Source organism: Nocardia sp. NPDC060259, from assembly GCF_042728775.1.
Lineage (GTDB): Bacteria > Actinomycetota > Actinomycetes > Mycobacteriales > Mycobacteriaceae > Nocardia.
Map to the genome: position 1 here is coordinate 1 of NZ_JBHXAY010000018.1, position 19,649 is coordinate 19,649.

The 19,649-nt window shown below is 67.8% G+C and carries 18 protein-coding genes and 1 pseudogene; 13 read left to right on the forward strand and 6 right to left on the reverse strand.

The genetic code is table 11. The features are described 5' to 3' along the window. Positions 1-644, reverse strand: a pseudogene (locus tag ACFWF2_RS10205) (DUF2236 domain-containing protein); the annotation flags it as partial. A 75-nt stretch (positions 645-719) separates the two neighbouring features. On the opposite strand from ACFWF2_RS10205, the gene ACFWF2_RS10210 reads away from it, so the two are divergent. From ACFWF2_RS10210 to ACFWF2_RS10245, 8 genes are all read left to right on the forward strand, one after another. Next, positions 720-1,343, forward strand: coding sequence for a TetR/AcrR family transcriptional regulator (locus ACFWF2_RS10210; protein ID WP_379306582.1), 624 nt, complete (start codon positions 720-722; stop codon positions 1,341-1,343). Positions 1,344-1,679: 336 nt separating this feature from the next. Beyond that, a complete protein-coding gene (locus ACFWF2_RS10215; protein ID WP_379306584.1) occupies positions 1,680-1,940 on the forward strand; it encodes a phosphotransferase in 261 nt (86 codons plus the stop codon). Positions 1,941-2,013: 73 nt separating this feature from the next. Further along, positions 2,014-3,168 carry an acyl-CoA dehydrogenase family protein gene (locus ACFWF2_RS10220; RefSeq protein WP_379306586.1) on the forward strand — a complete coding sequence of 385 codons (1,155 nt, stop codon included), beginning with the start codon at positions 2,014-2,016 and terminating at the stop codon, positions 3,166-3,168. 171 nt (positions 3,169-3,339) lie between these two features. Next, positions 3,340-4,761: a hypothetical protein gene (locus ACFWF2_RS10225; RefSeq protein WP_379306711.1), complete on the forward strand. Its 1,422-nt coding sequence runs from the start codon at positions 3,340-3,342 to the stop codon at positions 4,759-4,761. 7 nt (positions 4,762-4,768) lie between these two features. Beyond that, a complete protein-coding gene (locus ACFWF2_RS10230; RefSeq protein ID WP_379306588.1) occupies positions 4,769-5,680 on the forward strand; it encodes a helix-turn-helix domain-containing protein in 912 nt (303 codons plus the stop codon). Between the two features lie 56 nt (positions 5,681-5,736). Further along, complete coding sequence (locus ACFWF2_RS10235) at positions 5,737-6,915, forward strand: AI-2E family transporter (protein WP_379306713.1); 1,179 nt, start codon at positions 5,737-5,739, stop codon at positions 6,913-6,915. Further along, positions 6,912-7,568, forward strand: coding sequence for a cyclase family protein (locus ACFWF2_RS10240; RefSeq protein WP_379306590.1), 657 nt, complete (start codon positions 6,912-6,914; stop codon positions 7,566-7,568). Before ACFWF2_RS10235 ends, ACFWF2_RS10240 begins: the two co-directional genes overlap by 4 nt. 57 nt (positions 7,569-7,625) lie before the next feature. After that, on the forward strand, positions 7,626-8,429 hold the full coding sequence (locus ACFWF2_RS10245; RefSeq protein ID WP_379306592.1) for a HEAT repeat domain-containing protein: 804 nt from the start codon (positions 7,626-7,628) through the stop codon (positions 8,427-8,429). Between the two features lie 96 nt (positions 8,430-8,525). Here ACFWF2_RS10245 and ACFWF2_RS10250 read toward each other — a convergent pair whose 3' ends face one another. Continuing rightward, on the reverse strand, positions 8,526-9,284 hold the full coding sequence (locus ACFWF2_RS10250) for an SDR family oxidoreductase (RefSeq protein WP_379306594.1): 759 nt from the start codon (positions 9,282-9,284) through the stop codon (positions 8,526-8,528). Positions 9,285-10,150: 866 nt separating this feature from the next. Here ACFWF2_RS10250 and ACFWF2_RS10255 point away from each other — a divergent pair. After that, entirely contained in the window at positions 10,151-10,537 is a 387-nt protein-coding gene (locus ACFWF2_RS10255) for a hypothetical protein (protein ID WP_379306596.1), read from the forward strand. Positions 10,538-10,550: 13 nt separating this feature from the next. Here the strand turns inward: ACFWF2_RS10255 and ACFWF2_RS10260 are convergent, their stop codons facing one another. Continuing rightward, on the reverse strand, positions 10,551-11,516 hold the full coding sequence (locus tag ACFWF2_RS10260) for an antibiotic biosynthesis monooxygenase (protein WP_379306598.1): 966 nt from the start codon (positions 11,514-11,516) through the stop codon (positions 10,551-10,553). A gap of 1 nt (position 11,517) precedes the next feature. Continuing rightward, positions 11,518-12,084, reverse strand: coding sequence for a nucleoside deaminase (locus ACFWF2_RS10265; RefSeq protein ID WP_379306600.1), 567 nt, complete (start codon positions 12,082-12,084; stop codon positions 11,518-11,520). A 281-nt stretch (positions 12,085-12,365) separates the two neighbouring features. On the opposite strand from ACFWF2_RS10265, the gene ACFWF2_RS10270 reads away from it, so the two are divergent. After that, a complete protein-coding gene (locus tag ACFWF2_RS10270; protein WP_379306715.1) occupies positions 12,366-13,244 on the forward strand; it encodes a 3-methyladenine DNA glycosylase in 879 nt (292 codons plus the stop codon). On the opposite strand, the gene ACFWF2_RS10275 is transcribed toward ACFWF2_RS10270, so the two are convergent. Further along, positions 13,241-14,962 (reverse strand): BCCT family transporter, encoded by a 1,722-nt coding sequence (locus ACFWF2_RS10275; RefSeq protein WP_379306602.1) that lies wholly within the window; start codon positions 14,960-14,962, stop codon positions 13,241-13,243. The genes ACFWF2_RS10270 and ACFWF2_RS10275 overlap by 4 nt on opposite strands. Positions 14,963-15,183: 221 nt before the next feature. Between ACFWF2_RS10275 and ACFWF2_RS10280 the strand changes: the two genes are divergently transcribed. The 3 genes from ACFWF2_RS10280 to ACFWF2_RS10290 all read left to right on the forward strand — a co-directional run bounded on the left by ACFWF2_RS10280 (position 15,184) and on the right by ACFWF2_RS10290 (position 18,819). After that, positions 15,184-16,758 (forward strand): LVIVD repeat-containing protein, encoded by a 1,575-nt coding sequence (locus ACFWF2_RS10280; protein WP_379306603.1) that lies wholly within the window; start codon positions 15,184-15,186, stop codon positions 16,756-16,758. A 2-nt stretch (positions 16,759-16,760) separates the two neighbouring features. Beyond that, positions 16,761-17,375, forward strand: coding sequence for a DUF305 domain-containing protein (locus ACFWF2_RS10285; RefSeq protein WP_379306717.1), 615 nt, complete (start codon positions 16,761-16,763; stop codon positions 17,373-17,375). A 235-nt stretch (positions 17,376-17,610) separates the two neighbouring features. Further along, the gene (locus ACFWF2_RS10290) at positions 17,611-18,819 is read left to right on the forward strand and encodes a molybdopterin-binding protein (RefSeq protein ID WP_379306605.1); all 1,209 of its coding nucleotides are present in this window, start codon (positions 17,611-17,613) and stop codon (positions 18,817-18,819) included. Positions 18,820-18,826: 7 nt separating this feature from the next. On the opposite strand, the gene ACFWF2_RS10295 is transcribed toward ACFWF2_RS10290, so the two are convergent. Continuing rightward, the gene (locus tag ACFWF2_RS10295; protein ID WP_379306607.1) at positions 18,827-19,639 is read right to left on the reverse strand and encodes an IclR family transcriptional regulator; all 813 of its coding nucleotides are present in this window, start codon (positions 19,637-19,639) and stop codon (positions 18,827-18,829) included. Positions 19,640-19,649 lie beyond the last annotated feature (10 nt).

Consider the following 19,649-nt stretch of genomic DNA (forward strand, 5'->3'; position numbering starts at 1 on the left):
TCCGTCTGGTTGATGGGCAGGCCCCAGTCGTCGGCCTGCCAGTCCGGCATGGCGGCCACGTGCCTGCGGACGAACGCGTGGATGAGCCGCACCCGGATCGTGGACTGGTACCCCAGGCCCAGCGGCGACAATCCTTCCTCGGACAGGACATCCATCGCCCACTGCATCGTCTCGGCCCATCGCTGATTGGAGCCCTTTTCCAGCGCCCCCGTGCGCAACAGCGTCTTGTTGAAGCCGGAGAACTGGTAGCCGCCGAGCATGGCGACATCGCGCGCGATGTACATGCCGTCGGACCCGCCGGTGAGCATGACCTTGGCCCCGCGCACGAGTGTGTCGTGATCGACCCAGGCCGGAACGGTCTCGACCGCGGCGAAGAACTCACGCAGCGGTGCGGGCGCCTCCGGGACCTCGGCGATGCCGTGGGTGAGCGCTCGATCGAACAGCGGGCGCATCTGCTTCGTGCCGGTGGTGACCATCCAGTCGACCAGCCGGTCCATCGGGTCGTCGCCGACGAGCAGGCCCTCGCCGAGCCGCTGCCATTGCGCCGGGTCGGGGCCCCCGATTCCCAGCATCGCCGCGAAGCCGCCGACGACTGCCGGGGTGCGGTGGGGCCGATCGGGATGACGGGTGGGAACGGTGGCCATCGACACTCCTCGTTGAGCGACGCAAACTGGATAACAACTGATGTCCAAAGTAGGTCGGCTGCTAAAGTCCTGTCAATGGCGCGCGCAGAGGTGGTCCGGTCCTACCGGGGAATCAGCGCGGCGAATCGACGCGACGAACGCCGCGACAAGCTCCTCGCCGCGGGTCGGCAGATCTGGGGCGAGGCAGGCCTGACCGAAGTCACCGTGCGCCGCGTCTGCGCCGCGTCGGGGTTGACGCCGCGTTACTTCTACGAGCACTTCGCCACCAGGGACGCGCTGATCCTCGCTGTCGCCGAGCGGGCACACGAGGAGCTGTTCACGACCATGGTCGAGGCCAGCCAGGCCGAGGCGGGCGGGCTCAGACGCAAGCTGCTACGAGCACTGACGACCTACCTCGACGCGATCGCCGACGACCCGAGCGTGCACCGCATCCTCACCAGCGACGCGCATGGCGTCGCCGGACTCGAGGAACTCCGCGCCCGCGCCGTCGGCATCGTCACCGATCTCGTGGTGCAGTACAGCGCGGAGTTCCTCGACGCTCCCGCGAATCCGGAGATCCGGCGCAGGGAAGCGCTTTTCGTCGTCGGCGGGGTCAACCAGCTCGTCGATACCTGGCTGCGCGATCCCTGCCAGTCGACCACCGAAGTCGCCACCCTCTGCACCGAGCTGGCCCTCGCCGTGGTGAACAGATCCGCCTGACCCAGGTCTGCCGGTTCCACCATCCCCACCGAGGCGATCCGGCGCCGCCTACGTGTGGCGAACAACCCACACCACATTCACCACAGAAGTAAAAGTTCGATCCGCCACCCCGCAGTCACGGCAGCGCCCGAAAGCGGAGCAGACGCCGAGCATAATTGCCCCAATGAGGCGTTGACATACCGTCAACAGTGACGCTATGTTAACGCTCATTCTCGCCTATCGCTTGACGGGTGGGAACAGCGCGACCCCGTTCGGAGTCGTTCCACCGGCGGCGCCGCACCGCGCGCCACGAGGACCGCTCCGCGCCCAGTGGCCTGACCCCAGTTCGAGGAGAGCATGTCCGAGACAGACGAGATCGAAACCGATGCCGTTCTCGCACAAGCAGATCTGACAGCGCTGGCGACCTGGATGGATGCCCACCGTCTCGGATCGGGGCCGTTGCTGCCGGTCGAACCGACGACCGATGTCGCGCGATGGCTCGACGAACACCGCCCCATCTCGTTCTCCCCGGGTGTGATGCACGGTGATTATCACGCGGCCAACGTGATGTGCTCGAGGGGAGCTACGCGCGGGCGCTCGCGGGCATCGCGCCGATGAGTATCGGTGAGCGACTACACCACACGACATTGCGCCTGTTCGAACGCGCGCAAACCCTGATGAGTGGAGAGTGATGATCGACTTCGAGATCCCCGCCGACGTCGCCGAACTGCGTGACCGGGTACGAGAGTTCGTCGACACGGAAATCGTGCCGTACGAGAAGGACTCCCGCGTCACTGCGCACGGCCCGACCGACGAGCTTCGCCGCGAGCTGATAGCGAAGGCGAAAGCGGCAGGCCTGCTGTCTGTCCAGCAGCGTCCCGAGGGCATGTCGCACCTCGAGCAGGCAGTGATCTTCGAAGCCGCCGGTTGGTCGACGCTGGGTCCGGTCGCCATGAATTGCGCCGCGCCGGACGAGGGCAACATGTTCCTGCTGTCGAAGGTCGCCGACGCCGATCAAGCCGCCGAGTACCTGGAGCCTGTCGTAGCGGGCACCGCGCGTTCGGTGTTCGCCATGACCGAGCCCGACGGTGCGGGTTCCGATCCCAGCCAGTTGTCGACGACCGCGGTCCGCGACGGCGGCACCTTCGTGATCAACGGACGCAAGTGGCTGATCACCGGCGCCGTCGGCGCCGACACGTGGATCATCATGGCCGATGTTCCCGGCGAAGGCGCGACGCTGTTCCTATGTCACGGGAACACACCCGGCATCGTCATCGAACGGGTCATGAACACGATGGACCGCAACTACGTCGAAGGACACTGCGTCGTCCGGTTCGAAGACCTGACCCTGCCGGAATCGTCCGTCCTCGGCTCGGTCGGACAGGCATTCCGCTACGCGCAGCTGCGACTGGCGCCGGCTCGCCTCACGCACTGCATGCGCTGGCTCGGCGCCGCATCCCGTGCCCAGTCGATCGCCATCGAGCACGCGAAAACCCGGACGTCGTTCGGCAAACCGATCGGCAGGCATCAGGGCGTCGGCTTCCTGCTGGCCGAGAACGAGATCGCGCTGCAGCAATGCCGGCTGATGATCTGGTGGGCGTGCTGGCACCTGGACAAGGGCGGCAAGGCGCGACACGAGTCATCGATGGTCAAGGCGATGGTCTCCGAGGAGCTGTTCAAGGTGGCCGACCGATGCGTGCAGGTCCTCGGCGGCATCGGGATCAGTGACGAGACACCGGTCGCGGCGATCTTCACCGACATGCGAGCGTTCAGGCTCTACGACGGGCCGACCGAAGTGCACAAGTACGCCATCTCCCGCCAACTGTTGCGGGATGCGTCCGAGTAGCGAGACCTGCATCCAGACCACAGGGTCTTGCCAAGGTAGTGACGACCTCCTAGCCTGTACTGCCATACGAATATTCGAAGGTTGACTTTCGAATATTCGTGGCCAGGTGGAGTTCCCAGGTTGGGTGGCACGCCGGCATCACACCCCAGGGAGTCGCCTGTGTTCGAGAGAATGGGTCGCGCCGCCGCGACCGCCGCACTCAGCATGACAGCGTTGCTGATCGTCAGCACCGGCACCGCAACGGCAGGCTTCGGTCCGCTACCACCCGCGAATCCCCACCTCGGCCCACCCGGCACCGCGACCATGCACGGTGACGCCGAATCCTCCGACGCCACACCGTTCGCCGGTCCAGGCACGGGGCGTGTCGACAGCGACTTCCGCGAGCTCGCGGCGGCCTGCCCGACCATTCTCCAGGGTGCCGACGGTATGCCGCAGGCCCTGTGCACGAAGATCATCGACCGCGCGCCGAAGGTGTTCCTGCTCGATCCCGCCACCGGTCAGCCGCTCGCCTCCCTCGATCTGAGCAAGGGCAGCCTCCTCGGTGGTGTGTACGCCTACCTCGACAGCAGCGACCGCATGGTCACCGTCGACGGCAGCGGAAAACTGCTGCGCATCGGTCACCGCCGCGACGGCGGCGACTGGACCGTCTTCGTCGAATCGGCCACCGACATCGCCCAGGCGGTCACCGGCCACTGCGGCGGCGGCGACTGCGACGCCGTCAGCTCGGTCATGCCCGATTTCGACGGCCGGGTGTGGTTCGCGACCGACAACGCCGTGGCCGGCTTCGCCGACCCGGCGACCGGCGTGGCCCGCTCGATCGTGCTCGGCCCCGGCGAGAAGGTCGCCAACAGTATTTCCACCGCGCCGCAGGGCGTCGCCGTCGCCACCACGCACGCGCTGTACCTGGTCGACGTCGACGGCTCCGGCAACCCCCGGGTGGTGTGGCGCCAGGCCTACGATCGCGGCCCGGCACGCAAACCCGGTCAGCTGTCCTGGGGTACCGGCGCCACCCCCACCTTCTTCGGACCCGGCAGCGGCACCGAGTATCTCGCGATCACCGACAACGCGGTGCCGAAGGAGAATCTGCTGGTCTTCGACACCGAGACCGGCAACCAGATCTGTTCGGTGCCGACGGTCGACGGTACCGAGAACTCCCCGATCGGTGCGGGCAACAGCCTGTTCGTCGCAGGCACCTACGGATATCCCTACCCCGCCGTTCCGGAGGGCGCTGGACCGAGTGAACCGGCGAGCGCGCAATTCACCGGCGGCATGGTGCGGGTCGACCTCACCGGCGCCGGGTGCCGGGTGGTGTGGACGAACAAGGCGCTGTCGGCGGCGGTTCCACGGCTCTCGGTGGCCGACGGCAAGATCTACACCGTCACCCGGCACACCGTCATCCCCACCGGCAGTGTCGGATTGACCGACAACTTCCGCTACACCGTGATCGATGCCGCCTCCGGGCGCATCGAGACGGAGAAGCTGATCGGGGCCACCGCGCTGCACAACACGCTCCAGATGGTCGGCACCATCTCCCCCGACCGCACCCTCTATCAGGGCACGATGAGCGGGCTGTTCCGCATCGCACCGCGCTGAGCGCCGCATGCGATCCGATTCGTCTCGCCCCCAGGATGATTCACCGCCGACCAGCCGGGTCGTCGCCGTGGTCGAGCTGCTCGCGGCCCGCGGCACCGCGCTCTCGGCGGCCGAGATCGCGCAATCGCTCGAACTGAGCCGGTCGACGGTGGGCGCCATCCTGTCCACCCTCGACCGGCACGGGTGGGTCCGGCGGCACACCGACCTGACCTACCAGCTGGGTCCCGGGCTCGCCCGGGTCGGGCTCCTCGCGCCCGCGGTGGTCGCCGACGGTGCGGCAATCGGTGCGGAACTCGAGCACCTGGCCACCCAGGTCGGATGCGGCGCCGCCCTCACCGCGCTGAGCGGAGACGACCTCGTCTTCGTGACGGTCGTCGGTGGACACGGCCTCATCCCCGCCGGTATCGAGAACGGAACCCGCATCCCGCTGCTCCCGCCCGCGGGCGCGACCCTCATCGCCCACGCCCCCGCCACCACCCAGAACAGCTGGCTCGATCGCGGTGATCCCGCACGCCGCGCCGAGTTCCGCGAGGTCCTTGCGACGATTCGCACCACCGGCTGCTGCGCCTGGAGCCTGCGCCCCGGCGCACTCACCGCGCTGCGTGTCCTCGCCGATGTCGTCGATCTGCTCTCCGGCCGACCCGCCGCCGACGAACTTCGCGGGCGGGTCCTGAGTCTGCTCGGCGACATCACCGGCAGCGCCCACACCGAAGCCGACCTGAACTCCTCGGCGCCGCTGTCGCTGGGATACCTCAGCGCCCCCGTCCTCGCCGCCGACGGCCGCGCGCTCTTCGAAGTCCAGATCGGCCCGCTCCGCGCCGAAGTCACCGCCGATGCGCGCCGGCGCTACATCGACGAACTGCTCGCCACCGCGCGCCGCGTCGAGCGCATCGCCGCCGCGGGTGCCGAACGTGACTAGCCGACGTCGCGCGACATTCCGGGCAGGCGTGCCAGACTGGCTGCGTGAGCGGGCCGGTGAAAGAACCCAGTGAGGCACAACCGAACGGAAAGTCGTGGCGTGATCGCGGGGACGTGATCGGAAGCGGGATCCTGTGGGTGGCCAAATGGTCACTGTGCATCGTCGCGATCGCGGCGGGAGCGTGGGTACTCGGTTCGATCACCGCCCGGCTGTGGGTGGTGCTCCTGCCCGTCGCGCTGGCGATCGTGGTGGCCACGATCCTGTGGCCACCGACCCGCTGGCTGACCCAGCACAAGGTGGCGCCCGCGCTGGCCGCGACGATCTCCCTGGTGGGATTCCTCGCGATTCTGTCCGGGGTCATCGCGCTGATCGTGCCCTCGGTGGCCGATCAGGCACCCGAACTCGCCGACAAGGCCACCGCAGGCGTCAACCAGGTCCGCGACTGGATCCAGGGACCGCCGCTGCGCATCCGCGACGAGCAACTCGATTCCGCGGTCGAGGCGATCGTCGGGCGGCTGCAGTCCAGCGGCGCGCAGATCGCCAGCGGCGTCTTCACCGGCGTGAGTACCGCGACATCGGTCCTGATCACCATTTTCCTGGTGGTGGTGCTGGTCTTCTTCTTCCTCAAGGACGGCGTTCGCCTGCTGCCCTGGATGCACACGGTGTTCGGCAGCCGCAGCGGCCGCCACGTCGAAGCCGTCCTGGAACGGGTCTGGACGACCCTCGGCGGATTCATCCGTACCCAGGCGATCGTCAGCCTGGTCGACGCGGTCTGCATCGGCGCGGCACTGTTCATCCTCGATGTTCCGCTGGCGCTGGTGCTGACGGTGATCACCTTCATCGGCGGATTCATCCCGATGGTCGGCGCTTTCGTCGCCGGTGCGCTCGCCGTCCTCGTCGCGCTGGTCGGCAACGGGTTCACCACCGCGCTGATCGTGCTCGGCGTCGTCATCGCGGTGCAGCAGCTGGAAGGCAATGTGCTGCAACCGGTCCTGCAGAGCCGCAGCATGGAACTGCACGCCGTCATCGTGCTGCTCGCCGTCACCGCGGGCGGCTCGCTCTACGGCATCACCGGCGCGTTCCTCGCGGTGCCGGTCGTCGCGATGATCGCGGTGGTCATCCGCTATATCGGCGAACAGATCGACGCGGCCACCGGACCACCACGACCCGAGGCCGACGAGCCGGACGGTGGCGAGGTCGTGGTGCCCCCGCCGTCACCCGAGCCCGCCACATGACCCTGATCGACCTGACCCTGCCGATCCACACCGGGATGCCGGTGTTCCCTGGCGACCCGGAAGTCCTGCTGGAACCGGCACTTCGCGTCGCGACCGACGGGGTGAACGTGCTCGGTGTTCACCTCGGATCGCAAACAGGGACCCATGTCGACGCGCCCGCCCATCTCGACGACAGTCTGCCGACGCTCGACGAGCTGCCCCTCGAACGCTTCACCGGGTCCGCGCAGGTCGTGGACGCGCGATCTGTTCCGGCGCGAGGTGTGATCGGAGTCGAGATGTTCGACATCGATCTCGCCCCCGGTTCGGTCGTGCTGATCGCCACCGGATGGTCCTCCCGCTGGGGTACCGACGACTATCTCGCCCATCCGTGCCTGAGCCCGGCCGCCGCACAGCTGGTGGTGGACGCGGGAATCCGGACCATCGGCATCGATGCGCCCAGCATCGACCCGTCCGAAGCCGAGAGTCTCGATCTGCCCGCGCACCGGATCCTGTGCGGCGCGCACGCGGTGATCGCCGAGAACCTCACCAACCTCGACCGGCTGCTGGCCGCCCAGTCGGCAGGCGAGTCGATCGAGGTTTCCCTGTTCCCGCTCCGGCTCAGTGGAGCGGACGGAGCTCCGATCAGAGCGGTGGCACGAGTCTCGAGCCGCTGACGCAGCTCCGAACGTGGCCGCCGGAGACGAGCGGGTAGCCACAGGTACCGTTGCGCGGTGAACCCAGCTGATGCGCGACGCCTCAAAGACGGTGACCTCGAGACCCGCGAGGAAAATCTGCGGCTGCTGCTCGCGCGGGCTGAAGAAGGCGACGCGTCAGCCAAGGCAGCACTGTGCGCGCTCGTCCGCGACTATCCCGACTACCACCGGTCGCTGTACAGCCGGGCGCTGAACCGGGCCGCGGTCTTCGGCGACGACACCCTGAAGGCGCCGCTGCTCGCGTCGCTGGCCGACACCCGGTACAACTGCCAGGCCTGGGCCGCGATGGGCTGCGCGGCGCTCGGCGTCCGCGACGCGGTTCCCGGCTTGCTCGCTCTGCTCGACCACCCACAACAGATGGCCCGCGAGCAAGCGGTGATCGCGCTGGGCACCCTCGGCGACGAATCGGCCGTCCCGGCGCTCACGCCCGTGCTGCGCGACCCGATCCCCGGAATGCGCGAACGTGCCGCCGAGGCCCTCGGCCGCATCGGCGGCGACGCCGCCCTGGCCGCACTCTGGGACGAATTCGAGAACCGCCGCTATTTCCGCATCGGCTATATCGCCAGCGCGCTGGCCACCTTCACCCCGGACATCATCCCGAGGCTGTGCGAGGCGGCCGACGGCGACGATCCGGACCGACGGTACTGGGCGGCAGTCGCTCTCGGTTCGACCGGCGACGATCGTGCCGTGCCGACGCTGGAACGGCTGATGGCGCACGACCGCGGCTCGACAGTCTTCGACGGCATGGTGAGCGTGGCCGCGAAGAAGGGCCTGCGCACCCTACGCCGAATCCAAGCCGCGATCGCTGCCCGCGAATCCTGAAATCAGCCGATGGCGTGCCGACGATCTTGGTTGTCACCCGAACTGCCCTGGGATCGGTTGAATCCCAGGGCAGTTGCGTTCGTCGAGCGCGACTGACTACCAGGGCAGCGGACCGTCGTCACCGAAGAATCCGCCGGTCGGTCCGTCCTCGGCGACCGTGGCCCAGCGGACGAGCACCGCGGCGCCCTGCGCGGGCGTCAGGAATCCGGTGTGGTTGTTGCTGTCGGTGTCGACGTACCCGGGCGCGACGGCGTTGACGAGGATGCCGTCCTTGCGGAGCTCGTTGGCGTACTGCACGGTCAACGCGCTGAGGGCGGACTTGGACGGTGTGTACGCCGCCGACGGCAGCAACCCGGCGAAGGGACCGTCCGGGTCGCTGAGGAGGGTCATCGAGGCGGCGTGCGAGCTGACGTTGACGATGCGCGCCGCCGGGGAGCGACGCAGCAGCGGCAGCAGCGCATTGGTCACCGCGATCACGCCGAAGACATTGGTCTCGAACACCGCCCTGACCATGTCCAACTCGACGGTGCTGGGGATCTGATCGTGCGCCTGGTCGGGCGAGACCTGACCCGATCCGGTGATGCCCGCGTTGTTGATCAGGATGTCGAGCCTGCCGAAACGTTCGTCGATCTCCTTCGCCGACTCCGCGACGGTGGCCGGGTCGGTGACGTCCAGTGTCAGCGCGTGCACATCACCGCCTGCCCCGCGCAGCTCCTCGGCCGCCTGCTCGCCGCGCCGCGAGTCTCGAGCGCCGACCAGCACCGTCATGCCCAGAGCTGCCAGTTGTTCGGCGGCCGCACGGCCGATTCCCTTGTTCGCACCGGTGACCAGTGCAACCTTCTTGTGTGCGTTCATGTCTCGCTCTCCCTGCCGGGTAGATGTGATCAACGCACACAAGACGCCGGCACCCGCGCTCTTGTGACGGGACGCCGACGTGTCCTGTGCCACTGGGCGGCCAGCGATCTCGGGGAAGCTGACCTACGAAGATAGCTCCTACGCCAGCTACTTGGGCATCGTCTACGGCTCGTTGTTCCCGCATCGACCTGCAGATTCCCGAACCGGACACTACGTGCACCACCGGACAGACGCCCTTCGCAGAATGACCCGTTCGGACTCCCCAGCTCAGCGTCTTCAGTGCCGCCGCGTCGTCCGGCAATCGGTTCTGACCGCTGGCGCATGCGCGGTTCACGTGGGCGTCGGCACCGGCAGCCCTACGAGTTGAAACAGCATGGACAACAGCACCGCCGGAACACCCGTGACAGCGAAAGATCCCAGCACACCGAGCCCGAACCACCGCGTCATGCGCCACCGCGCGAGCACACCACCGACACCGATCGGTATGAGGAGAATAGCCAGCCACATCGACCAGTAGCCGACCGACCCGACACCCACAACTCGGGCGCCGCCCAACCCCGTCCACATCCCATCGCCGAATGGCAACACCCGAACACCCAGTGCAAGACCTACGACCACACCGACGCACGCTTGGCCCGCGTCAACAATCAACCTCGTCCAACCCGGTCGCATCCCACGTCCCCCCGAATTCCGCCATCCACGATCCGTCAGATCAGGCGGCCTCACAGTAGTGAACACTGCCGGTAACGCCGGTGAGAACCAGACAACCAAGCCTTCGGCGCTCAGCCGGACTCGTCGTGGCGAAGCTGTCGTTTCGCGAGGACACTGAGGGCGTAGCGCCCACCTCGTCCTCAGGAGGACATGCGATGGCAACCAACGGGCCTTTCGGCATCGATCCGGAAGATTTCGAACGTGCACTACGTGAGGCAGGAAACGAGCTGCGCGACCTCGTCGGGAAGGCCGGTGGATACCTGGATCGGGTCGATCAGGTCGGTGTCGGTTCGCTGACATCGCTGCTCGGGCAGCTTGTCCAACCGCAACGTCCCCCGGAAGCCGAGCCGCCGACGGCCGGGGAGACCGGTAGCGGGGTGTGGGCGATCTACACCCTCGATGACGACGGCCAGGCCAGGGTCGATCAGGTCTTTCCGAACGAGCTCGAGGCCTTGCGCGCGCATCGCGACAACACCGACGATCGGCGTCGGGTGCGGTTCCTCCCCTACGGGGTTCCGGCGAGCGTGCTGGATACGCCCTGATCGCGGCTGACGGTCACGGTAGCGTCCAGAACACCCGCGTCACCAGGTAGAAGAACACCGCGGCGAGCGTCAGGAACCCCACCGAGCAGGCGAGGCCGATCATGTCGGTGCGGGGATCGCGGCCCGGTTGCATCCAGAATCCCAGCGCGCGGGTGACGACCGGCATCACCACCCAGGTCAGCAGGCTGACCGACAGGATGTTCCCGATCAGCAAGCTGATCCACAGCTGCCCGCCCGGCCAGATCTCGGTGATGATCAGGGTGAGGATCACCACCGTCGGGTACAGGCCCACCAGGACCGACAGCGCCGTCTTCCACGACGCGGGACCGTCGTCCTCGCCGGTCTTGCTCGGCGGAAACCACGACCCGTAGGGGTTGGCGATGCGGTGCACCTCGAAATCCCTGAAGTCCGGGGCTTCCGCGAGCAGCGCCTTGCGCTGGGGCGATTCGAGCCATCGGTTGAGATCCCCGGCCGACGCGAACGAATAGATGATCGTCCACTCGTTCTGAACACCGGGAATCGGCCGGTGCAGTTCGGATCCGCGAAAGCCTCGAAATGTCCGCTCGACCTCGGTCACGCGGTCCTGCCAGGCGATGAACTCCGATTCCCGGCCGGCCGGCACCGGATGCGAAACGACGACGGTCACTCCCGCGTCGTCCGGCTCGTCGACCAGCACATGCTGCGTCGACGGCCGTTCGAAGAACCCGGTTCCGCTCGCGAGCAGCTCGGCCCGCGTCTCGCTGCCGAGCCAGCGCTTCAGGTTGACGATGTCGTCGAACCGGTACACGACCGACCACTCGGACTGCGCGTCGCCCGGTGGAGTGACGTCGGCGCCGAGGAACCCGGGGAATTCCGCCGCGGCATCGTTCACCGCCGTCTGCCACCGCCGGAACTCGGCCTCGCGGCCGGGGCGAAGCTGTTGGGTGATGACCACCGTCGCCGGGGCAGGCCGCGGCGATCCCGCTTTCGCGGCCGACATGTCAGTACGGGTGCTGATCGGGTTTTTCGGCCCAGGTCTTGTACGCTTCGGCGCCCAGATCCCTGCGGAACTGTTCGATTTTCACCCGCCGCTCGGACAGCGGCCTCGTGAAGTCCTCGTATTGAAACGCGTCGTCGAAGCCGATTTCGCTGGTGTCCGCCAAATCGCTCGCGAAATGCACGGCGTCCAGACGCGCCCAATAGATCGCGCTCATGCACATGGGACAGGGGGCGCCGCTGATGAAGATCTCCATCCCCATCAACATTTTCGCCCGCTCCGGTAGCTTGTCGGCGGATCCCGCAGGCCGCGGGACCAATTCGAGCGTCGACTCGTTCTGGTGTTCTTTGGCAATACTCGGTGCCTCACCATTGACTACTTGAGTCGCCTTGCGGATGCATTCGATTTCGGCGTGCGCAGTGGCATCGCCGGTGAGCAGCACCCGATTCTGTCCCCGCGCGACAATCACTCCGTCCTTCGCGATGACGGCGCCGAACGGTCCACCCCAATCATTGTCGACCGACTCTATTGCCAGTCTGCAGGCCTCTTCCATGAGTTCATCCGGTGTCATCGGAAATTACACCTCGCAAGAGTATGGACGTGATTTCATGGACACACGGAATGCTCTCCCGGTGTCTCGCACAACGGCTATTTCGCACCGTTGCGGCACGGCCACACGAGCAACTCGGCCTCCGCCGCACATTGAATCTACCTCCGGCCCGACCGGCGCGAAATAGTGTGCGGTGTGGCCGATGCACGAAAGCAACTGTCCGGGCCTGAATCCGTCCGCGCAGACCGGTGCGGGAGAATGGCCTGGTGAGCGCGTACTACGACCTGGACCATGCTCTCGACCTGCGGGTATTGCCTGCGGTCGAGTGGCAGGCGCGTGCGCTGGCGCATCGGGAGCGGCTCGATCGGCTGGTCGGGCCATATCTGGAGCGGCGGGCGGCGGGTACCACGCATCCGGTGATCGATTTTCTGTTCACCTACTACGGCAACAAGCCGTCGCAGTTGCGGCGCTGGCATCCCGGGTTCGGTGTCGGGTTGGACGATGCGCGGGACTACGACGGTGCGCGCGGTTATCACCAGGTAGAGGGCGAGGTGTTCACCGCCGATCCGGCTTATCTGGTGAAGCGGCGGGACACCGTCGAGTTCGTGGGCAGGCTGCTGGGCGCGACGGCGCGGCGCCCGGCGCAGTTGTCGTGTTTCGGGCTGCACGAGTGGGCGATGGTCTATCGGACCGATGACGTCCGGCATCAGCAGGTGCCGTTGCGGCTCGGGCATGCGGGGACCGATGCGGTGGTCGAGTCGATGTCGTTGCGTTGCACGCACTTCGACGCGTTTCGCTTCTTCACTCCCGATGCGGTCGGACGGAATGCCGAACCGCTGACCCGGGCCGATCAGGTGCTGCGGGAACAGCCGGGCTGTCTACACGCGAATATGGATCTCTACAAGTGGGGATTCAAGCTCGCGCCGCTGATCTCCTCGGATCTGCTGCTCGATTGCTTCGAACTCGCCTGCACCGCACGCGAACTCGACATGCGGGCCAGTCCGTATGATCTGCGCGAGTTGGGTTATGCGCCGGTCCGCATCGAAACGCCCAGCGGGCGAGCCGATTACGTGCGAGCGCAGGCCGCGATCGCCGAGTCGGCCGACACGCTGCGGGGTCGTCTGCGGCAGGCCTGTGCCGACCTCTCGACAGTGCTGGAGCAGGTCGAGGCAGCGGGCTAGCCGCGGTCGGGCTGTTGCTCGACCTCGTCGTCGGTGGGTTCGGTGACCAGCGCGAAATCGCCTTCGTGGAGTTCGGTGCCCTTGTCGACGGCGACCTCGACCAGCTCGATGCCGCGGTCGGCGCGCAGGATGAGCGGGTCCTCGCGCAGATCCTTGTACAGCGAGACGCACATGGCCGCCATCACCACCAGGAACGGCAGCGATACCACCGTCGTCAGTGCCTGCAGGCCGGTCAGCGCGCCACCGAGATCGTCGGAGTCGGCGATCACCAGCATGATCGCGGCGACCGCGCCGGTGGCCGCGCCCCAGAAGATGACGATCAGGCGGGACGGTTCGATGCTGCCGCGTTCGGAGAGGGTGCCCATCACGATGGAGGCCGCGTCGGCGCCGGAGACGAAGAAGATGCCGACCAGGATCATCACCAGCACCGTGGTGACCGAGGTGATCGGGTACTGGTCGAGCAGGTGGAACAGGGCGAAGTTCGAGTCGACGGAGCCGTCGGCCTCGGTGAGCGCGCCGTCTGCGGCCTGCTCGGCGATGCCTGCCCCGCCGAAGACCGCGAACCACAGCAGGCTCACCGCGCTGGGCACGAGCAGCACGCCGGTGACGAACTGGCGGATGGTGCGGCCGCGGCTGATCCGGGCGATGAACATGCCGACGAACGGCGTCCACGAGATCCACCAGGCCCAGTAGAAGATCGTCCAGCTCGACAGCCACCCCTGCATCACCTCGTCACCGGCGCCGGTGCGGGAAGCCATCGTCGGCAGCAACTCCACATAGTCACCGATCGAGGTCGGGACCATATTGAGCACGAACAGGGTCGGCCCGGCGACGAAGACGAACGCCGCGATCGCCAGCGCCAGCACCATATTGATGTTCGACAACCACTGGATACCGCGCTCCACCCCGGACACCGCCGACAGCACGAAGGCGACCGTCAAACCCGAGATGATGGCCACCAGGCCGATCTTGCCGATGCCGTCGATCCAGCCGTTGAACTCCATGCCCGCGCCGATCTGCAAGGCGCCGAGGCCGAGGGAGGCAGCCGAACCGAACAGCGTCGCGAAGATCGCCATCATGTCGATGGCGCGGCCGCCGATGCCCTCGGCGTGCCGGCCGAGCAGCGGCTGGAACACCGCGGAGATCAACTGCGAGCGGCCTTTCCGGAAGGTGCCGTACGCGATGGCCAGACCGGCGACGGCGTAGATCGCCCACGGGTGCAGGGTCCAGTGGAACAGCGTGGTCGCCATCGCGACCTCGGCGGCGGCTGGCGTGCCGGGCTCGGCGGTGTGCGGTGGCGGACTCACGTAGTGCGACAACGGTTCCGCGACGCCCCAGAACATCAGCCCGATACCCATGCCCGCGCTGAACATCATCGCGATCCAGGAGACGGTGCGGAATTCGGGCTTCTCGTCGTCGGCGCCGAGCGGGATCCGCCCGTATCTACTGACCGCCAGCCAGATCACATAGACGACGAACGCCGTCGCCACCAGGACGAACAACCAGCCGGTGTTGGTGATGACCCACTTCTGCGCGGTTCCGGCGGCCGAGGCGAGGCTCTCGTCGTCGAGAACACCCCAGGCGACGAAGGTCAGTGCGCCGATCGCGGTGGCGCTGAAGACGAATCGGTCCAGCCGGTATCTTCCTGGCGACCGTCCCGCAACCATCTTTCCGGTCGCGTCCGGACCGTCGGACCCGCCTGCGACATCGTTCGACATGGAATCCGAGTCCTCTCCGGTCGCGGAACCGTCCCGCCGGCTGCACCTGCCGTAACTCAGGCAACCGTACAGCGTTCCGTCATCGGGGTGGGGGATTCGACCCGCCGGACGAGCGGCCGGTTCGGCGAAACCACCCGCGCGGACGCACCACTCGATTTACCATCCACAACAACGGACGGCTGTCTGGGTCAGTGGGGCTGGTAATGGTCGGGAGGCAACGGATGCGCGGACGTTCGGGTAGGGCGGTCTTGCGGTACACGGCACTGGCGGCCGTCACCGCACTGGTCGGCATCGGGTTGCCCGCAGGGTCGGCGGCGGATCCGTTCGCCGAGCTCAGCGGGGCGGTGCAGGAATTCTTCGACGTCGGGCGGACCGCCGTCCCGCGGGCGGACTGCGGGCCGGGATCGCTTCCGGAAACCGGGTTACAGGGCGATGTGCCCGCCGGTGACCGAGACAGTGGCCGCAGCACGCAGGGTTATCGCTGCAATGTGTCGATGGTGGGCAACTATCAGGGCCGCGGTGCCGGCATCACGTCCACGAGTTTCGAGCACTGCGCCTATGTCGGCACGTTCTTTCCTGGCAATATGCTCAGCGAACACCAGGGCGTCCAGGTACTCGATGTGTCCGATCCCGCGAACCCCCGGCTGACGGCGACACTCGTCGAGCCCGCGATGCTGGCGGGAACCTGGGAGACGTTGAAGGTCAACACCACTCGCAAACTGCTCGTAGGAACGGGTGTCCCAGCCGCTCTCGGCGCGGGATATCTCTCGGTGTACGACATCTCCGATTGCGCGCATCCGCGTCTGCTCAACCCAGGCACCGGCTCGAATCTGCTGATGCCGCTGCCGATCACGACCCATGAGGGCGGCTTCTCCCCCGACGGCCGCACGTACTGGGCTTCGGGTCTGGTGCCCGGCTTCCTCAGTGCCGTCGACCTCACCGATCCGGCGCAGCCGCGTGTCGTCTGGCAGGGGCTGACCGGGATCGAGGCGCACGGGCTCGGCGTGAGCCCGGACGGGAACCGGCTCTACATCTCCGCGCTCGGCGGTTTCACCGTGCTCGATGTGGGCGCGGTGCAGCGACGCGACCCGAATCCGCAGGTGCCACACCTGGGCCGGACGTTCTGGACCGACGGGTGGGCCACCCAGCACAGCGTGCCGGTCACCTACGACGGCGTGCCGCACATCTTCACAGTCGACGAAGGTGGTTCCGGCGGTGTGAAACTCATCGATGTCTCCGACGACAGCGCGCCGCGGATCGCCGCGAAGATCAAACTGGAGATCAATCTGCCGGACAATATCGATGCCAATGTCGGGTCGTCGATGGGTGGTTCGGCGTTCTCCTACGAATCGCACTACTGCGCGGCCGATCGCCCCGACAATCCGACGGCGCTGGCGTGCGGCTGGATCTCCTCCGGGATCCGGGTGTTCGACGTGCGCGATCCGGACGCCATCCGCGAGATCGCCTACTTCAATCCGCCGGCGCGGACCGGGCGCAATCTGGAGATCTGGAACTCACCGCACGCGCTGGTCTCGATCATCGGCGTTCCGTTCATGAGCGCGCCCGCCGCGCTGCGGGCGATGGCGGAGGGGCTGTTCGATCCCGCGCAGGTATTGACTTCCCGCGCAGGTGATATCGCGTTCGGTGACATGTCGAGCGACTGGTGTTTCTCGCCGCCGGAGTGGCGTGGCGATCAGCTCTACGTCGCCTGTTCCGACAACGGGTTCATGGTGCTACAGCTCGACAACGAGGTGTATACGCCGCCCGCGGATCAGCAATCCACGGTCGGGTCGTGAGGATGAGCCGTGTCATCCGGGTGGCCGCGCTGTGTGCCGCCGCCACGTTCCTGCTGGTGCTCGGCGCGGCACTGCGTCCGCTGCTGATTCCCGAAACCACCACGCCCGCACCGGTACTCACCGCTGTCGAGCTCGGCTTCGCCCAGGACATGACCGCACACCACCAGCAGGCGCTGATCCTCACCGAACGCCTCGACCCCGCTGCCGATCCGACCGTGCGCAGGCTGGCCGACCAGATCGCCGACACCCAGCGGGTGGAGATCGGGACGCTCCTCGGCTGGACCCAGCTGGCCCGCGCCGCACCGACCGCCGCGCAACCGATGACGTGGATGGCGGCATCGGCTGGGCACCACCATGATTCGGCCTCAACGATGCCGGGGATGGCGGCCACCGCCGATCTCGACGCCCTGTCCGCCGCGCGGGGCGCCGAGGCCGAAACCCTGTTCCTGCAATTGATGTACCGCCACCACTCGGGTGGTGTCACCATGGCCCGCGCCGCCGACGCGCTGCTCACCTCGGGACCGGTGAAGCAGGCCGCGCGCGCCATGGCCCAGTCCCAGAGCCAGGAACTCGGCTACCTCGGCATGCTTCTCGACGCCAGGGGCGTCCGCCCCTGAACCGTGCCTTCTCGCCCCGTCCGACGACGACCAGTCGGGAATCGGCCCAGGCTCACCGGGTGCCCGCCTCCGATGACCGCCGAGACGGCGATGTGTCCGAATGCGCACCAGATCCGATCGGGCCTGGTGAGCACAACGTCACCGTGGGGCAACTGCACAGAAAATCGCAGGCAATGGCCCGTGCGGACGATGTGCAGGATTGTCGGTGAACTGTGGTCGGAGGCTGGACGTGGTGGTGAGCGCACGAGCGGGTGTGGTTGTTCCGGCCGTGGAATGCGGGCTGGCCAGGGTGCGCGCGCAGATTGCCGAACACCTGCTGCCGATCGGCGTGCGGGAACTACCGGTGGCCGATGCGGTCGGCGCCACGCTGGCCGTCGCCCTGACCACCGGCTCTCCGCTCCCCCGGGTGGACAGCGCGGCGATGGACGGTTACGCCGTGTCGGGTCCTGGTCCGTGGTGGCGTCTGCATCAGCAGGTCAGGTACGCCGGACGGAGCTGTTCGGTGGTGCTGGCGCCCGGTGAGGCGGTGCGGATCGCCACCGGCGCGGCCACGCCACTGGGGACCACCGCCACCCTGCGTGACGAGCACGTGGTGACGACGACGGTATCGGGCAAGCCGGTGGTGATGCGGGCGCAGGGCGCGCCGGTGCGCGACGACACCCGGCGGCAGGGCGAGCACTGGGACACCGGTGTCGAGCTGGCGGGCGCGGGCACCCGGGTGTCGGCCGCGCTGGCCTCGACAGCGTTGAGCGCCGAGGCCGAGACGGTCACCGTGCGCGGGCCGTTGCGGGCCGATGTGGTGATGACCGGTGACGAGATCCGCGCGGTCGGCCCGCTCGGGCCAGGGGAGACCAGAGACTCGCTGGGACCGGTGCTACCGGAGTTCCTGCGCTGCTGCGATATCGAGAGCACCGGACTGTGGCACCTCGCCGACGGCCACGACCTGCTGCGCTCCTGGCTGACGCTGAAATCCCATGCCGACCTGGTGGTGATGGTCGGAGCGACCGGCCGCGGCGCCGCCGACCACCTGCGCACGCTGCTGGCCGATCTGGGCGCGCGCATCGTCGTCGAACGGGTGGCGATCCGTCCTGGCGGTTCCACACTGGTGGCGCAGCTGCCCGACGGCCGCGTCCTGCTCGGCCTGCCCGGCAATCCGTTCGCCGCGGTCGCGGCCCTGCTGGCCATCGGCCCCGCCGTCATCGACGCGCTCACCCTGCGTACGCCCGGCCCGACGATGTGGGGCAGGTTGTCGGACGCCGGTGTGGCGAACGGTGAGGCGACGCGGATCGTGCCGGTGCAGCAGCAGACCGGCGGCGTCTGGCGCAGCACCGGTCCCGCGCACACGCCCCACCTGGCCGGCCTCATCGGCTGCCAGGCACTGGCCGTGCTCCCGCCCGGCACCGGCCGCGGCACCCTGGTGGAACTGCTCCCGCTCCCCCACTGAACCCGCGCTACCGCCATCGCGCATACCGGGGAAAGACCGCCCTCGCTGCTTCGTCGGCGACTTCTACGAGGATCCGGGCCAGACTGCTCGTGCCGGGTGCGCGCGCACCGCCGAGCCTGCCCGACAGCGACAGCGCGGCGACCGCACCGGGCGCGCGGCCCCGGATCGGCACCGCGACGCACACGACGCCGGCGACCGACTCCTCGCGATCGACGGCGACCCCCTGATGACTGCGGACACGGCCCAGTTCGCGATGCAGTTCGGCCCGGTTGCTGATCGTGCGCGGCGTCAGCCGCGGCAGCCGCTCCCGGAAAGCCAGCTCGACGATGCTCGGTTCCAGGGTGGCGAGCAACGCTTTACCGACAGCGGTGCAGTGTGCGGGCATCCGGCCGCCGAGGCGGGTGGGGATGCTGTCGCAGGAGCGGCCGACCGCCTTGTCCAGATACAGCACTTCGGGGCCGTCGAGCACGCCGAGGTGCCCGACCATGCCGGTCCGCTGACACACCTCGTGCAGCAGCGGGCTCACCGCGTCCCGGATCTCGTTGTGCTCGACGGCGAGCCCGCCGAGTTCGAGTGCGCGCGTCCCGAGTCGGTAGCCACCGGGTACGTGCGCGAGCCAGCGCAGCCGGACCATCTGATCGATGATGCGGTGCACGCTCGAGCGCGGCAGCCCGGTGCGTTCGGCGACATCGATCAAGGTGCGGACCGGACTCGCCCCGTCGAACGCGTCCAGGATCAGCGTCATCCGCTCGATCATCGATACCGGCGGTGGATCGTTGCGTTGCGCGGACCCGGCCTGGACGAGCACGTCGACCGTCATGGCTCACCTC